Origin of the sequence: Mitsuaria sp. BK041 (assembly GCF_014193085.1) — a bacterium.
In the GTDB taxonomy this organism is placed as follows: domain Bacteria; phylum Pseudomonadota; class Gammaproteobacteria; order Burkholderiales; family Burkholderiaceae_C; genus Roseateles.
This window is the reverse complement of sequence record NZ_JACHYT010000001.1, coordinates 1443433-1458046: the sequence shown is the minus strand read 5'-3', so window position 1 is coordinate 1458046 and position 14614 is coordinate 1443433. Positions and strand designations below refer to the sequence as shown.

General features: G+C 70.8%; 15 protein-coding genes. 11 read left to right on the top strand and 4 right to left on the bottom strand.

Features of this window, described 5'->3' with window-relative positions; genetic code table 11:
- The first annotated feature begins 7 nt into the window (after nt 1–7).
- The 3 genes from pnuC to FHT38_RS06395 all read left to right on the top strand — a co-directional run bounded on the left by pnuC (nt 8) and on the right by FHT38_RS06395 (nt 3258).
- Nucleotides 8–673, top strand: coding sequence for a nicotinamide riboside transporter PnuC (gene pnuC / locus FHT38_RS06405; RefSeq protein WP_091725116.1), 666 nt, complete (start codon nt 8–10; stop codon nt 671–673).
- Between the two features lie 40 nt (nt 674–713).
- Nucleotides 714–1385: an AAA family ATPase gene (locus FHT38_RS06400; protein WP_183490748.1), complete on the top strand. Its 672-nt coding sequence runs from the start codon at nt 714–716 to the stop codon at nt 1383–1385.
- A 103-nt stretch (nt 1386–1488) separates the two neighbouring features.
- Complete coding sequence (locus FHT38_RS06395) at nt 1489–3258, top strand: bifunctional UDP-sugar hydrolase/5'-nucleotidase (RefSeq protein WP_183490746.1); 1770 nt, start codon at nt 1489–1491, stop codon at nt 3256–3258.
- 3 nt (nt 3259–3261) lie between these two features.
- On the opposite strand, the gene FHT38_RS06390 is transcribed toward FHT38_RS06395, so the two are convergent.
- Entirely contained in the window at nt 3262–4242 is a 981-nt protein-coding gene (locus FHT38_RS06390) for an Hsp33 family molecular chaperone HslO (protein WP_091723647.1), read from the bottom strand.
- Nucleotides 4239–4808, bottom strand: a complete 570-nt coding sequence (locus FHT38_RS06385; RefSeq protein WP_147240105.1) for a gamma carbonic anhydrase family protein — start codon at nt 4806–4808, stop codon at nt 4239–4241. The genes FHT38_RS06390 and FHT38_RS06385 overlap by 4 nt, the downstream gene beginning before the upstream one ends.
- Nucleotides 4809–4837: 29 nt before the next feature.
- On the opposite strand from FHT38_RS06385, the gene FHT38_RS06380 reads away from it, so the two are divergent.
- Together FHT38_RS06380 and FHT38_RS06375 are read left to right on the top strand one after the other, a co-directional pair.
- Complete coding sequence (locus FHT38_RS06380; RefSeq protein ID WP_091723642.1) at nt 4838–5716, top strand: ferritin-like domain-containing protein; 879 nt, start codon at nt 4838–4840, stop codon at nt 5714–5716.
- Nucleotides 5717–5773: 57 nt separating this feature from the next.
- The gene (locus FHT38_RS06375; RefSeq protein ID WP_147240107.1) at nt 5774–6667 is read left to right on the top strand and encodes a DMT family transporter; all 894 of its coding nucleotides are present in this window, start codon (nt 5774–5776) and stop codon (nt 6665–6667) included.
- 16 nt (nt 6668–6683) lie between these two features.
- Here the strand turns inward: FHT38_RS06375 and FHT38_RS06370 are convergent, their stop codons facing one another.
- Nucleotides 6684–7157, bottom strand: a complete 474-nt coding sequence (locus FHT38_RS06370) for an Lrp/AsnC family transcriptional regulator (RefSeq protein ID WP_147240108.1) — start codon at nt 7155–7157, stop codon at nt 6684–6686.
- A gap of 157 nt (nt 7158–7314) precedes the next feature.
- On the opposite strand from FHT38_RS06370, the gene FHT38_RS06365 reads away from it, so the two are divergent.
- The 6 genes from FHT38_RS06365 (at nt 7315) to FHT38_RS06340 (ending at nt 13807) form a co-directional block, all read left to right on the top strand.
- Nucleotides 7315–8634, top strand: coding sequence for an aspartate aminotransferase family protein (locus FHT38_RS06365; protein ID WP_183490744.1), 1320 nt, complete (start codon nt 7315–7317; stop codon nt 8632–8634).
- 53 nt (nt 8635–8687) lie between these two features.
- Nucleotides 8688–9728, top strand: coding sequence for a DMT family transporter (locus FHT38_RS06360; protein WP_141225246.1), 1041 nt, complete (start codon nt 8688–8690; stop codon nt 9726–9728).
- Between the two features lie 103 nt (nt 9729–9831).
- A complete protein-coding gene (locus tag FHT38_RS06355; RefSeq protein ID WP_183490742.1) occupies nt 9832–10770 on the top strand; it encodes a PIG-L deacetylase family protein in 939 nt (312 codons plus the stop codon).
- A 125-nt stretch (nt 10771–10895) separates the two neighbouring features.
- On the top strand, nt 10896–11891 hold the full coding sequence (locus FHT38_RS06350) for a succinylglutamate desuccinylase/aspartoacylase family protein (RefSeq protein WP_183490740.1): 996 nt from the start codon (nt 10896–10898) through the stop codon (nt 11889–11891).
- A 22-nt stretch (nt 11892–11913) separates the two neighbouring features.
- Entirely contained in the window at nt 11914–12603 is a 690-nt protein-coding gene (locus FHT38_RS06345; protein WP_183490738.1) for a DsbA family oxidoreductase, read from the top strand.
- Between the two features lie 187 nt (nt 12604–12790).
- On the top strand, nt 12791–13807 hold the full coding sequence (locus FHT38_RS06340) for a recombination-associated protein RdgC (RefSeq protein ID WP_183490736.1): 1017 nt from the start codon (nt 12791–12793) through the stop codon (nt 13805–13807).
- Between the two features lie 225 nt (nt 13808–14032).
- On the opposite strand, the gene FHT38_RS06335 is transcribed toward FHT38_RS06340, so the two are convergent.
- Nucleotides 14033–14614, bottom strand: coding sequence for a methylated-DNA--[protein]-cysteine S-methyltransferase (locus FHT38_RS06335; RefSeq protein WP_091723618.1), 582 nt, complete (start codon nt 14612–14614; stop codon nt 14033–14035).

The following is a 14614-nucleotide window of genomic DNA, read 5'->3' as shown; positions in this document are numbered from 1 at the left end:
CTCGCGGATGGATGCGCTGCTCGGGCCGTTGTCGGCCGCCCTCGATCAATCGCTCAACCTGGCCCTCGCGCCGGCGTTCACCGCGCTGGGCAGCCCTATCAGCTGGCTGGAGCTGGTCGCCTTCGTGCTCGCGATCTGGATGGTCGTGTGCAACATGCGGGTGCAGGTGCTGGCCTGGCCGCTGGCGCTGACCAGCTCGCTGCTCTACTTCCTGCTGTTCTGGAGCGGCAAGCTCTACGGCGAGGCCTCGCTGCAGCTGCTCTTCGCCGCGCTGGCGCTGTGGGGCTGGTGGCAATGGCTGCGCGGCCGCACCGCCGAAGGCGACACGCTGCATGTGCGCACGCTCGGCCCCAAGGGCCGCCTCGCCGCGCTGCTGGTCACGCTGGCCGCCTGGCCGCTACTGGGGCTGTTCCTGCAGCACCGCACCGATTCCCCCCTCCCCTATTGGGATGCCCTCCCCACGGTGGCCAGCATCACCGGCCAGTGGCTGCTGGGCCGGAAGTACCAGGAGAACTGGCCCGTCTGGGTGATGGTCAATCTGGTCAGCATCGGGCTCTTCGCGCTGAAGGGCTACTGGCTGACGGTGGTGCTGTACGCGGTGTTCGTGCCGATGTCGGTGGCCGGCTGGCGCGCGTGGCAGCGACAGCTGCGGCCGGCGACGGTCGCCGCCTGATCCCGCGGACGACCACCGCCGTCCTCGCAGGCCCTCCCCCATGACGCTGCACATCGCCCTGGTCGGCGCCGAGAGCACCGGCAAAAGCCAGCTCGGCGTGGACCTGCTCGATCACCTGCGGTCACAGACGCGGCTGCGCTGCGCGCTGGTGGGCGAATTCCTGCGCGAGTGGTGCGAGCGCGAGGGCCGCACCCCGCGCCCCGACGAGCAGCGCTCGATCGCCGAGGAACAGTGGCGCCGCGCCGAGGCCGCCGCCGCCGACCACGACCTGGTCCTGCATGACACCACGCCGCTGATGACCGCGGTCTACAGCGAGCAGCTCTTCGGCGACACCTCGCTCCATCCCTTCGCGCTGCGCATCCAGGCCCGCATGGATGCGACCCTGCTGATGGCGCTGGACCTGCCGTGGGTCGGCGACGACCTGCGCGACGGTCCCCATGCACAGCAACCCACCGATCGCCTGCTGCGGCGGGCGCTGCGGGACGCGGGACTGGGCTACAGCCTGGTGTCGGGCGCCGGTCCGGAGCGGCTGCGGCAGGCGCTCAACGCGCTCGGGCCGCTGCTGCGCCCGCACCTCGGTCGCGAGGACGGACTCTTCGGCCGACTGCTGCAGCGCGGCGAACAGCTGGGCGGCGACTGGCGCTGCGAACGCTGCGACGACCCGGCCTGCGAGCACGCCGCCCGCCTTCTGGAACGCCAGCCGCGCGCCTGAACGCGGCCCTCACGATCGGGCCATGCCGGCGAGGCACAATCCGCCGCGTTCCGGACCGCAAACATTTGCGATCCTCTGATCCGGCGCCCCAGGAGCCTTCCCGATGACCCGTCCTTCCGTGCGCCGCCCGCTGGGCGCGCTGTCGATGCTGCTGAGCGCGGCGCTGCTCGCCGCCTGCGGCTCGCTGAGTTCCACCGCCCCCCAGGCGCCGCTGCCGCCCACGTTGGACGCGCCGGTGACGCCGGCCAAGGCCGCCACCGGGACGGTCGCCGTCAAGGTGCTGGCGATCAACGATTTCCACGGCAACCTGCTGCCCCCGGCCGGCGGCATCAAGCTGCCGGACCCGCAGGATCCGGCCAAGACGGTCACCCTGCAGGCCGGCGGCGCCGAACGCATGGCGACGCTGGTCGCGCAACTCAAGGCGAAGAATCCCAATCACGTGTTCGTGGCCGCCGGTGACCTGGTCGGCGCGAGCCCCTTGCTGTCGGCGCTGTTCCATGACGAATCGACGATCGAGTCGCTGGGCCTGATGGGGCTGGACATCTCCTCGGTCGGCAACCACGAGTTCGACCAGGGCATCACCGAACTGCTGCGCAAGCAGCGCGGCGGCTGCCACCCGAAGGACGGCTGCAAGGGCCCGACCGAGTTCAAGGGCGCGAAGTACCAGTACCTGGCCGCCAGCACCATCGACGAGAAGACCGGCCAGCCGGTGCTGCCCGCCTACGCGATCAAGCGCTTCGACGGCGTGCCGGTGGGCTTCATCGGGCTGTCGCTGAAGGGCACGCCGGAACTGGTGAGCCCCACCGGCATCCGCGGGCTGCGTTTCGACGACGAGGCCGAGACCATCAACCGCCTGGTGCCCGAACTCGAGCGCCAGGGCGTGCATGCGATCGTCGTGCTGATCCACGAGGGCGGTTACCCGAGCGGCGGCATCAACGACTGCCCCGAGATCTCCGGGCCGATCGTGGACATCGTCAAGAAGCTGGACAAGCGCGTCGGGCTGATCGTGTCGGGCCACACGCACCGCGCCTACAACTGCCGCATCGACGGCCGCCTGGTCACCAGTGGCGACAAGTACGGCACCCTGGTCACCGAGATCGACCTGACGCTGGACCGCGCCACCGGCACCCTGACCGAGGCCCGCGCCAACAACGTGGTGGTGCGTCCGGACACCGCCAGGGACCCGCGCCAGACCCTGCTGATCGGCAGCTACCAGCAGGTGGCGCAGCCGCTGATCGAGCGCCGGGTCGGTTTCCTGGCGCAGGCGCTGAGCAAGGAAGGCGATGACCGCGGCGACGGCGGCGGCACCACGATGGGCCAGCTCGTGGCCGATGCGATGCTGGCCGCGACGCGCGCGCCGGAGAACGGCGGCGCGCAGGTCGCCTTCCAGAACGTCGGCGGCGTGCGCACCGGCCTGATCCATCGCCCGGACGACAGCGTCACCTTCGGCGACCTGTTCGCGGCGCTGCCGTTCTCGAACGCGCTGGTGGTCGTGGAGATGTCGGGCGCCCAGTTGCAGCGGGCGCTCGAGGAACAGTGGTGGGCCGGCGACGCCAAGTGGCTGCCGCTGCAGACCTCGCAGGGCTTCAGCTACCGCTGGGACAAGCGCCGCCCGGTCGGGTCGCGCGTGGTGCCCGGCAGCATGACGCTGGACGGCCGCGTGATCGCGCCCGAGCAGAAGGTCCGCGTCGCCATCAACAACTTCCTGCAGGTCGGTGGGGACAGCTTCAAGACCTTCACCGAAGCCCGCTTCCTGCAGACCGGGCCGATGGACGTCGAGGCCCTGGAGGCCTACTTCAAGGCGCAGGGCAATGGGCGGGTGAAGGCCACCGCGCTGGATCGCGTGATCCGCGTGGACCAGGATCCGCGCTGACGCTCACTGGACCTGTCTGGAGCCCGGAGCCTGGTTCTGCGGGTCGGTGAAGAGCTCGCCGACATCGACCGCGTCGAAGACGTAGTGGTTGCCGCAGAACTCGCAGCCGATCTCGACGCCGCCCAGCTCCGCCAGCACCTCGTCCACTTCCTGGCGGCCCAGTCCCAGCAGCATGCGGCCGACGCGCTCGCGCGAGCAGGTGCAGGCGAAGCGCGGGTACTGCGGGTCGAAGCGGCGCACCGTCTCCTCCCAGAACAGCCGGCGCAGGATGGTGTCGCTGTCCAGCGTCAGCAGCTCCTCGGCCGTCAAGGTGGCGGCCAGCATGCTGATGCGGTTGTAGGCCTCTTCCATCTCCTCGCGCACGACGCCGGAACTGGCGCCCGCCTCGAGGTTGCCCTCGCCTTCGATGGGCAGGCGCTGGATCAGCAGGCCCGCCGCGAGCTGGTCGTTGGCCGCCAGCACCAGCGTGCTCTCGAGCTGCTCCGACTGGCGCATGTAGTGCTGCAGCACATCGCTGAGCTTTTCCAGCGGCTGGCCGTCCGGCCCGCTCAGCGGCACCACGCCCTGGTAAGGCTGCTGGCCCGGCAGGCGGTCCTTGGGATCGAGCGTGATCGCGCAGCGCCCCTGGCCGTGGACGTTGAGCATCTGCTGCAGCGTGGCGTCATCCGGCACGGCCTCGCGCGTCTTGGCCGTCGAGCGGAAGCTCATGTCCGGCTGGACCTCGACCACCGCCAGCTTCAGCGGCCCGTCCCCCATCACCTGGAAGACCAGCGCGCCATTGAACTTGATGTTGGCCTGCATCAGCACACCCGCCGCCGTCATCTGGCCCAGCAGGTCGCGCACCGCCGGCGTCAGCGGCTCCTTGCGCCGGCCCAGCAGCTCCTTCCAGCTCTCGTCCAGGCGGACCAGCATGCCGCGCACCGGCAGGCCTTCGAAGAGGAACTTGTGGAGCTCGCTGGGCGCGGGCTTGGTCGACGTGGTCATGGGACTCCTTTGAATTCGGGTGATCTGGGGGCGGAACGCGGATCGTCAATGCGGACCAGCTCTTCGGCGTAGCGCCGCCCGTTGCGCACGTAATGGGCCGCGCTCATGGCCAGGCCCTGGATCTGCTGCGGGGTGAGCTCACGCACGACCTTGGCCGGCGAGCCCATGATCAGGCTGCCGTCGGGGAACGTCTTGCCCTCGGTGACCAGCGAGCCGGCGCCCACCAGGCAGTTCGCGCCGATGCGCGCGCCGTTGAGCACCACGGCGCCGATGCCGATCAGCGCGTTGTCGCCGACGGTGCACCCATGCAGCATCACCTGGTGGCCCACCGTGACGTTGCGCCCGAGCGTGAGCGGCATGCCGGCATCGGCGTGCAGCACGCTGCCGTCCTGGATGTTGCTGCCGGCGCCGATGGTGAGGTGGTCGCTGTCGCCGCGCAGCACCGCGTTGAACCAGATGCTGACCTCGTCCTCGAGCGTGACGCGGCCGATGACCTGCGCGCTCTCGGCGACCCAGACGCCGGCGCCGAGTTCCGGCGTGTGCTCGCCGAGGCGGTAGACGGCCATGCGTTTCTCCAAAAGGGATAATTCTACGAATGGAACTTCGAACCCGCGCGCTGCAGGTCCTTCTGATCGCGGACCCGCAGGCCAAGGCGGCCGCGGCTCGCGAGCTGCACGCCGCCGCGACGGCCATGACAGGCACACCGTCCGCCTCGCCCGCCGCCGACGGCGCGCCCATCACCCCCAGCCCCGACTGCGGCACCAGCCCCGCCCTCGCGCCCGAGGTCTGGCTCGACACCAGCGCCATCCTGGTCCCGGAAACCGAGCCCCCCGGCCGTCCGGCCCGGCCCCGGCTGGTGGCCGCGCTGCAGGTGGCCTCGCGGTCGCCCTACACGCCGGAGGGTCGCGCGGCGCTGCTGCACGCGATCGCGCACATCGAGTTCAATGCGATCAACCTGGCGCTGGACGCCGTCTGGCGCTTCCCCGACATGCCGCGCGCCTACTACCTCGACTGGCTGCGGGTCGCGGCCGAGGAGGCGCTGCACTTCACGCTGCTCGACGAGCACCTGCGCGGCCTGGGCCGCGCCTATGGCGACTTCGACGCGCACGACGGCCTGTGGACGATGGCGATGCGCACCGCTGGCGACGTGCTCGCCCGCATGGCGCTGGTGCCGCGCACGCTGGAAGCGCGCGGGCTGGACGCGACGCCGCCGCTGCAGGCGAAGTTCGCCAAGGCCGGCGACGCGCGCGCGGTGGAGATCCTCGGCGTGATCCTGCGCGACGAGGTCGGCCATGTGCGCATCGGCAACCACTGGTACCGCCACCTGTGCCGCGAGCGCGGCCTGGATCCGGTCGCGCTCTACCCCGAGCTGGTCGAGCGCCACGAGGCCCCGAAGCTGCGCCCGCCCTTCAACCTCGAGGCCCGCGGCGCCGCCGGCTTCAGCGACGAAGAACTGGCCTATCTCCGCTCATGAAGGCTGGCGCGAAGCTGCGCCCCGGCCCGTCCTCCGCCATCGTCGACACTCCGCCCCATGACCCGCATCCAAGCCAACCTGCTGCTGACCCTCATCGCGATGATCTGGGGCTCGGCCTTCGTCGCCCAGGCCCACGGGATGGAGAGCATCGGGCCGATGATGTTCACCGGCATCCGCTTCCTGATCGGCGCGCTGGTGGTGCTGCCGCTGATCGTGCGGGAACGCCGCGCGCCCGGCGCGACGGTGCTGCGCGGCGGCGACGCGCTGAAGATCATGGGCCTGGGCGCGCTGCTGACCACCGGCGCGGCGCTGCAGCAGATCGGCATCCAGTACACGACCGTCACCAACGCCGGCTTCCTGACCGCGCTGTACGTGCCGCTGGTGCCGCTGCTGGGCTGGCTGCTGCTGCGCCACCTGCCGCACTGGTCGGTGTGGCCGGGCGCGCTGGCCTGCCTGGTCGGCGCCTTCCTGCTGTCGGGCGCGCATGAACTGGACATCGGCCTGGGCGACGCCTGGGTGATCGCCTCCGCGCTGCCCTGGGCGGTACACGTGCTGCTGGTGGGCATGGTCGCGGACCGGATGAACGCGCCGTTCACCGTCGCCGGCGGCCAGTTCCTGTTCTGCGGCGTGGTGGCGCTGGCCTGGGCCCTCGCCTTCGAGTCCTGGAGCTGGGCCGGCATCCAGGCCGCCGCCGGGCCCATCCTCTACACCGGCGTGCTGTCGGTGGGCATCGCCTTCACCGGGCAGGTGGTGGCGCAGCGCTATGCCCATGCGGCGGACGCCGCGATCATCCTGTCGTCCGAGACGCTGTTCGCCGCCGTCTTCGGCTACCTGATGATGGGCGACCGGCTCAATGCCGCCGGCCTGCTGGGCTGCGCGCTGATCCTGGGCGCGATGCTGCTGATCCAGCTGCTGCCGATGCTGCGCGTGCTGCGGCCGCGCGCTGCCTGAACGCCCGGCGTCGCGCTCAGTCCAGCGGAAAGGCGCTGGTCTTCTTCACCGTGCGCAGCACCAGCATCGAGTTGGCCTTGGCCACGCCCGGCAGCTGCATCAGCACGTGGGTGTGCAGGCGTTCCAGGTCCTCGGCGTCCTTGTAGGCGAAGCGCAGCAGGTAATCGTTGGTGCCGGCGACGTAGAAGCAGTCGAGCAGCTCCGGCGCATCCTTCACCGCCTGCTCGAACTCGGCCAGCGCCGCCGGGGTCATGCGCTCCAGGTTGACGATGGTCCAGCTGGTGCCGGGCTTGCCGATCGCCTTCGGATTCAGCAGCGCGACGACGCGGTCGATGACGCCGCTGTCCTCCAGCCGCTTCACGCGCCGCAGGCAGGCCGACGGCGACAGGTGGACCTGCTGGGCGAGGTCCTGGTTGGAGATCCGCGCGTCGCGCTGCAAGACCGCGAGGATCGCGCGGTCGATCGCATCCAATTGCACTTCCTTGAGCATGGGCGGCATTGTGTTCGACGAATGGCGTTCGCGGCCGCATTGGATTGCGCCGTCGCGGGTTTACCCGCCGCCGGAACGCTCACCGATTGCGCGCCGGCTTGCCTAGACTGCCCCGATCGATCACCCGCGCCGAATGCGCCGCCCCGGGAGCCCCGCCATGTCCACCCCCACCCGTCCCGACCTCGACGCCTACTGGATGCCGTTCACCGCCAACCGGCAGTTCAAGCAGTCGCCGCGCCTGCTGACCCGCGCGGACGGCATGTACTTCACCGACGACCAGGGGCGCCAGATCCTGGACGGCGTCGCCGGCCTGTGGTGCGTGAACGCAGGCCACAACCGGCCGCGCATCGTGCGGGCGATCCAGGAACAGGCGGCGGAACTGGACTTCGCCCCGCCCTTCCAGATGGGCCATCCCAAGGCCTTCGAGCTGGCCTCGCGGCTGGCGGGCATCGCGCCCGAAGGCATGAACAAGGTGTTCTTCACCAACTCCGGCTCGGAGTCGGTGGAGACGGCGCTGAAGATCGCGCTGGCCTACCACCGCGCCCGCGGCGAAGGCCAGCGCACCCGCCTGATCGGCCGCGAGCGCGGTTATCACGGCGTCAACTTCGGCGGCATGTCGGTGGGCGGCATGGTCGCCAACCGCAAGATGTTCGGGACGCTGCTGGCGGGCGTCGACCACCTGCGCCACACCCACGACATCGCCCGCAATGCCTTCAGCGTCGGCCTGCCGGCGCATGGCGCGGAACTGGCCGACGACCTGGAGCGCCTGGTGGCGCTGCATGACGCGTCGACGATCGCGGCGGTGATCGTCGAGCCGGTGGCCGGCTCGGCGGGCGTGCTGATCCCGCCGCAGGGCTACCTGCAGCGCCTGCGCGAGATCTGCGACCGGCACGGCATCCTGCTGATCTTCGACGAGGTCATCACCGGCTTCGGCCGCACCGGCCAGGCCTTCGCGGCGCAGACCTTCGGCGTGACGCCGGACCTGATGACGGTCGCCAAGGGCCTGACCAACGGCTGCGTGCCGATGGGCGCGGTGCTGGCGCAGCAGCGCATCCACGACGCCTTCATGACCGGGCCGGACCACCTGATCGAGTTCTTTCACGGCTACACCTACTCGGCGCATCCGCTGGCCTGCGCGGCGGGACTGGCGACGCTGGACACCTATGCCGAGGACGGCCTGCTGACGCGGGCCGCGGAGCTCCAGGGCTACTTCGCCGAGCAGCTGCATGCGCTGCGCGGCGAGCCGCATGTGATCGACGTGCGCAACCTCGGGCTGGTGGGCGGCGTCGAGCTGTCGCCGCGCGCCGGGGAGCCGACCCGACGCGCCTTCGAGACCTTCCTCGACTGCTGGCAGCAAGGCGTGCTGATCCGCACCACGGGCGACATCCTGGCGCTGTCGCCCCCGCTGATCGCGGAGCGCGAGCACCTGGACCGCATGATCGACGCGATCCGCGTGGCCTTGCGACGCCTGAAGTAACCCCGCCCCGAGGCCGGGCGCGCCCGCCGCGGCCTCGGGCATCATCCCGCCCCATGTCCAGCGTCACGACCGATACGCCTGCCGCGCCCGCCGCGGCGCTCACACCGCCCGACAGCCCCGCGCCGCACGGCCGACACGGCCCACACGACCCTCACGGCCTTCCCGGCCATCCGGGCCATCACGTCCCCTGGCTCTCCTACCTGAGCCTGGCCGCCAGCACCAGCGTGATCGGCAGCTACGTCGGGCTGTCCAAGCTGCTGGTGCTGGTCTTTCCGGTCTTCCTGCTGGCCTTCCTGCGCTTTGGCATGGCCGCGGTGTTCATGCTGCCGTGGCTGCGTCGCGGGCCGGCCGAGGCACCGCTCTCCCGCCGCACCCGATGGCTGCTCTTCCTCGAATCCTTCTTCGGCAACTTCCTGTTCTCGATCTGCCTGCTGTTCGGGATGAAGCACAGCTCGGCGGTCGTGGCCGGGGTGATCATGGCCGGCATCCCGGCCACGGTCGCGCTGATGAGCTGGCTCTTCCTGCGCGAGCGCATCGCCCCGCGCACGCTGGCCGGCATCGCGATGGCGGTCGGCGGCATCGCGCTGGTGGCGCTCAGCAAGCACGGCGACGGCGCCGGCGCGCCGACCTCGGGCTGGGGCGCGCTGCTGCTGGTCGGCGCGATGTGCTGCGAGGCCAGCTACGTCGTCATCGGCAAGCGCCTGACCGCGGACCTGCCGCCGCGCCGCATCAGCGCGCTGATCAACCTCTGGGGCCTGGTGCTGGTCACGCCGCTGGGCCTGTGGCAGGCGATGGACTTCGACTTCGGCGCCGTCGCGGTGAAGGACTGGGGCCTGCTGCTCTTCTACGCGATCGCCGCCAGCACCATCACGGTCTGGCTCTGGATGAAGGGCCTGCAGCACGTCAGCGCGGCCAAGGCCGGCGTCTTCATGGTGTTCCTGCCGGTGTCGACGGCGCTGGTGGGGCTGGTCTTCCTCGGCGAACGCATGAACGCCATCCAGCTGGTGGCCTATGCGCTGGCGCTTGGCGGCGTGATGCTCGCCACTTGGCCGGCGCGCCAGACCAGTCGAACCCAGGGATTCCACCGGTCTTAGTCCAGTTTTACTACCAATGTAATACCATTTAGGGATTCACCCGCTAAGATGGGCTGATCGAACTTGCCGGAAGCGCTCGCTTCCGAACCGCCCATCCCCGCCGATGAACGCGAACGCCCCTTCCCCGGCCCTCACGCCTCCGCTTCCGACCGTCGTCGCCGCCACCGCCAGCCAGGCGGACTGGGAGTCCTGGATCAGCAGCTGGTATGCCCTCCTGGGGCAGCCACTGCGTACCGGTGTCAGTCCTTTGGCGCCTTCGGGCGCCCGCGGCGCTGCCGATGCCTCGGCCCATCCGTCCCCGCACGTCCTGGTCTTCGCACCGCATCCGGACGACGAATGCATCGTCGGCGCGCTGCCGCTGCGCCTGCGCCAGGAAGCCGGCTGGCGGGTGACCAACATCGCGGTGACCCTGGGCAGCAAGCAGCAACGCCGTGCCGAGCGCTGGGCCGAACTGGGCGCCGCCTGCGACGTGCTGGGCTTCGACCTGCGCCTGCTGGCCGCCGACGGCTTCGAGCAGGTCAAGCCCGAAGCGGCGGCCGCGCGCACGGCGCTGTGGCAGGAACAGGTCAGGCTGGTCGCCGAGTTGCTGGCGGCGGAGCAGCCGGCGCTGATCCTCGTGCCGCATGCGGGCGACGGCATTCCGACCCACATCGGCGTCCACCTGCTGGTCACCGAGGCGCTGACCCAGGCGCGGATCTCCACCGTCTTCGCCCACACCGAGTTCTGGGCGACACAGCCGGCGCCGACCACGCTGATCGAGACCGGCCAGCGCGACACCGCCCGGCTGGTGCGCGCGCTGGCCTGCCACCACGGCGAGATCGCGCGCAATCCGTATCACCTGCGCCTGCCCGCCTGGATGGCCGACAACGTGCGCCGCGGCGGCGAGCTGCTCGCCGGCGCGGGCGAGGCGCCGCCGGACTTCGCCTTCGGCACGCTGTACCGGCTGACGCGCTGGGTCGACGGCGCGCCCGCCGGCGACCTGCCCAGCACGCACTGGTCCTGCGACACGCCGCTCGACGCGAAGGCGCTGCTCGGCGGTTGAGCGCCGTCCGCGCCCCAACCTGAACTCATCGCCGGTCGCGCTTTCGGCATGCGCGGCGCGCACGCGCGTCCACGCGGCGGGCCTATGCTCGATGCTTCCCTCTTTCGAGCTCCCTCCCTCACCCCATGAGCGACGCCCGCACCGCCCCCCCGACCCACCTCCGCGTCCACCAGTTCGCCGGCCTGAAACCCGGCCCGAAGCTGCTGGTGACAGCCGCCGTGCATGGCAACGAGGTCGCCGGCGTCGGCGCGATCGAGCGCGTGATGCGGATGCTCGACGAGGGCCGGCTCACGCTGCTCAAGGGCACGCTGACGATGATCCCCATCGTCAACCCGCTGGCGCACCGGCTGCAGCGCCGCGAGGGCGAGCGCAACCTCAACCGCAACCTGCGCGTGAACCCGATTCCGCAGGACTTCGAGGACCGCATCGCCAATCGCCTGTGCCCCTGGATCGCGGCCAGCGACGTGATGCTGGACCTGCACAGCTTCAACAATCCCGGGCCGGCCTTCGCGATGCTCGGCCCGCGCGACAACGACGGCGAGCTCGAGCCCTTCCGCCACCAGGCCGCCGAGAGCGCGCTGGCGCTGGCGGTGGGCACGTCGCGCATCGTCGAGGGCTGGCTCTCGACGTATGCGCTCGGCCTGAAGCGCCGCGCCGAGAAGGCCGCCGACGGCTCGCGCCGCATGGCGCTGCAGCAGGATCCGCATTACGGCGTCGGCACCACCGAGTACATGCGCAGCACCGGCGGCTACTGCATCACGCTGGAGTGCGGCCAGCACGCCGATCCCCAGGGGCCGGAGGTCGCCTTCAAGGCGATCCTGCGCACGCTGGCGCTGCTGGGCATGGTCGCGCCGGAGGCGGTGGATCCGGCCGATCCGAAGCGGCCGGTCGAGCTGCTGCAACTCTACGAGGTCATCGACCGCGAAAGCGTCGACGACCGCTTCGAGCGCCAGTGGGCCAGCTTCGACCCGATCGCGGAAGGCGAGCGCATCGGCACGCGCGCCGACGGCACGCCGGTGCTGGCGCCCTTCGGCGGCCGCATCGTGTTCCCCAACAACAACGCCGAGCCCGGCCACGAGTGGTTCTACCTGGCAAAGCCCAGCGACCGCGTGTTGACTTGAGCTTCTGGCTAGAGTCGCCGGCATGAACGATACCCCCGCCGCCACCGCCGCCACCCTCCCCCCGCTGCGCATCGACTTCGTCTCCGACGTCGCCTGCCCCTGGTGCGCGGTGGGATTGAAGTCGCTGGAGACCGCCCTCGCCCGCCTGCCGGACGTGGCCGTCGACCTGCACTTCCAGCCCTTCGAGCTCAACCCCCAGATGGCCCCGGAGGGGGAGGACATCGAGGAGCACCTCACCCGCAAGTACGGCTCGACCAGCGAGCAACGCCAGCAGATCCGGGCGCACCTGCGCCAGCGCGGCGCCGACGTGGGATTCACCTTCACCGAGGGCGCGCGCAGCCGCGTCTGGAACACCTTCGACGCGCACCGGCTGCTGCACTGGGCGGGCCTGCAGTCCGCGCAGGCGCAGCGCGACCTGAAGCTGGCGCTGCTGACCGCGTACCACACCCATGGCCGCAATCCGGGTGACCGCGAGACGCTGCTGGCGGCGGTCCGCGAGATCGGCCTGGACGCCGCCGAGGCCGCCCGCGTCATCGACAGCGGCGAGTTCGCGGAGGACGTGCGCGAGACGGAGTCGCTGTGGCTGGGCCGCGGCATCAGCTCGGTGCCGGCGGTGGTGATCAACGAGAAGTACCTGATCCAGGGCGGCCAGCCGCCGGAGGCCTTCGAACAGGCGCTGCGCCAGATCGCCGCCGAAGCGGGGCAGGCCTGACCGGCACGCCCCGTCGTCCTGGAGCACGCGCACGGGTCGTCACGCAAGGGGGTTGATCCGCGTCCGGACCGGCCGCCGGATTTGAGACAATCCGCCCATCGTTTGAACGGGGCCACGCGTCGTCCGCTTGGCCCCGTTGTCATTCCTGGCGCGTGCGCGCGCCGTCACCGCCTGACGCAGTTTCCAGATGTTCAAGAACCTGATCGTTTACCGCCTGTCCAACGACTGGCAGCCCAATGCCGAGAAGCTCGAGGACGCCCTCGAGAACGAGCGTTTCGCGCCCTGCGGCGCCACGGAAGCCCTGTCTGCCGGCTGGGTGCCGCCGCGCGGCGAGCCCGGCGCCCGGCTGCTGGAGGAGATCGACGGCCACTGGCTGCTGAGCCTGCGCATGGAGAAGCGGGTGCTGCCCGGCTCGGTGGTGCGGGAGAAGGTCGAGGAGATGGTCGAGCGGATCGAGCTCGAGACCGGCCGCCGGCCCGGCAAGAAGCAGCAGCGCGACATGAAGGAGCAGGCCACGCTGGAGCTGCTGCCGCGCGCGTTCACGCTGCAATCGCACCTGCGGGTGTGGATCTCGCCCAAGCAGGGCCTGCTGATGGTGGATGCGGGCTCGATCGGCAAGGCCGACGAGCTGATCACGCTGCTGGTGAAGGCCGATTCGTCGATCAACCTGCACCTGTTGCAGAGCGCCGAATCGCCGGCCGCCTGCATGGCGGCGTGGCTGATGGACGGCGTGCCGCCCAAGGACTTCGTGATCGACCGCGATTGCGAGCTCAAGGCCGCCGACGAGATGAAGGCGGCGGTGCGCTACGCCCGCCACAACCTGGACACCGACGAGGTCAAGGCGCACCTGACCAGCGGCAAGATGCCCACGCGCCTGGCGATGACCTGGAAGGAGCGCGTGTCCTTCACCCTGACGGACACGATGCAGATCAAGGGCATCAAGTTCCTGGACGTGGTCTTCGACGGGCGGGACAAGCCGGCCAAGGACGAAGCCTTCGACGTGGACGCGGCGCTGGCGACCGGTGAGCTCGCGCAGCTGATCCCCGACATGATCGAGGGCCTGGGCGGCGAGCTGGACTTCATCGGCCAGTCGGCCAAGATCGCGGCCGAGCACGCGCCGGGCGGCGCGAAGGCGCCCGCGCCCGCGTCGGCTTCGCCGGCCAAGGATGAGGACCTGGCCACCGAAGCGGCGCCCTGGGATTGAGGCACCGCGCGCTGCGACGACCCTCACCTCTGCCCTCTCCCGCAAGCGGGAGAGGGAGTGTTCAGCGCGCAGTCCGCCGCCCGCTCCCAAGTTAACTCTCAGGGAGCAGCCCTCGACCAGATTTCCCCTCGTCAGCGAGCCATCCCCTCGCCCCCGGAGGGGGAGAGGGTTAGGGTGAGGGGGCTCTCCCTCAAGCGGGAACGGTGGTCCGCAGGGAAACGCCGCTCAGAACAGGTCCTGCTGTTCGCCCGCCTGCTGACCGGTGGCCCGGGCCTCGATCGCCAGGATCTTCAGCTTGGTCGCCACGCCGCCTGCCGCGGAGAACCCCGTGAGGTTCGCCGCCTTGCCCGCCGACGGGGCGCCCATCACGCGATGGCAGGGCACGATCGGCGCGAACGGGTTGTGCCCCTCCGCGCGGCCGACGGCGCGCGCCGCGCCGGGCTGGCCCAGCCGCATCGCGACCTCGCCGTAGGTCAGCGTCTGCCCGACCGGAATGCGGCGCGTCAGCGCCAGCACCTCGCGATCGAAGGCCGGCACCGCGCTGTCGTCGAGCTCGACCTCGAGCAGGTCGCGCGCCTCGCCCGCGAGCAGCGCCCGTACGCCCTCGCAGGCCGCTTGCACCGCCGCAGGCAACTCCCCGAACGCCGCCACCTCGCGCGCCGCCGGAAAGCGCACCCACATGCGATCGCGGGTCAGCGACGGCGTCTCCTCCGGCAGCTGCGATCCGACGACGCCGCGCTCGGTCCACGCGATGCCGCAGTGGCCGAGCACCGTCGGATAGCAATGGAAGAACACCTGCGGAGCCAT

Bases quoted from the DNA above. Each gene is read 5' to 3' on its own strand.
- pnuC (WP_091725116.1), top strand. From the start codon at position 8: ATGGATGCGCTGCTCGGGCCGTTGTCGGCCGCCCTCGATCAATCGCTC.
- FHT38_RS06400 (WP_183490748.1), top strand. From the start codon at position 714: ATGACGCTGCACATCGCCCTGGTCGGCGCCGAGAGCACCGGCAAAAGC.
- FHT38_RS06395 (WP_183490746.1), top strand. From the start codon at position 1,489: ATGACCCGTCCTTCCGTGCGCCGCCCGCTGGGCGCGCTGTCGATGCTG.
- FHT38_RS06390 (WP_091723647.1), bottom strand. From the start codon at position 4,242: ATGACCACGTCGACCAAGCCCGCGCCCAGCGAGCTCCACAAGTTCCTC.
- FHT38_RS06385 (WP_147240105.1), bottom strand. From the start codon at position 4,808: ATGGCCGTCTACCGCCTCGGCGAGCACACGCCGGAACTCGGCGCCGGC.
- FHT38_RS06380 (WP_091723642.1), top strand. From the start codon at position 4,838: ATGGAACTTCGAACCCGCGCGCTGCAGGTCCTTCTGATCGCGGACCCG.
- FHT38_RS06375 (WP_147240107.1), top strand. From the start codon at position 5,774: ATGACCCGCATCCAAGCCAACCTGCTGCTGACCCTCATCGCGATGATC.
- FHT38_RS06370 (WP_147240108.1), bottom strand. From the start codon at position 7,157: ATGCTCAAGGAAGTGCAATTGGATGCGATCGACCGCGCGATCCTCGCG.
- FHT38_RS06365 (WP_183490744.1), top strand. From the start codon at position 7,315: ATGTCCACCCCCACCCGTCCCGACCTCGACGCCTACTGGATGCCGTTC.
- FHT38_RS06360 (WP_141225246.1), top strand. From the start codon at position 8,688: ATGTCCAGCGTCACGACCGATACGCCTGCCGCGCCCGCCGCGGCGCTC.
- FHT38_RS06355 (WP_183490742.1), top strand. From the start codon at position 9,832: ATGAACGCGAACGCCCCTTCCCCGGCCCTCACGCCTCCGCTTCCGACC.
- FHT38_RS06350 (WP_183490740.1), top strand. From the start codon at position 10,896: ATGAGCGACGCCCGCACCGCCCCCCCGACCCACCTCCGCGTCCACCAG.
- FHT38_RS06345 (WP_183490738.1), top strand. From the start codon at position 11,914: ATGAACGATACCCCCGCCGCCACCGCCGCCACCCTCCCCCCGCTGCGC.
- FHT38_RS06340 (WP_183490736.1), top strand. From the start codon at position 12,791: ATGTTCAAGAACCTGATCGTTTACCGCCTGTCCAACGACTGGCAGCCC.
- FHT38_RS06335 (WP_091723618.1), bottom strand. From the start codon at position 14,614: ATGGCTCCGCAGGTGTTCTTCCATTGCTATCCGACGGTGCTCGGCCAC.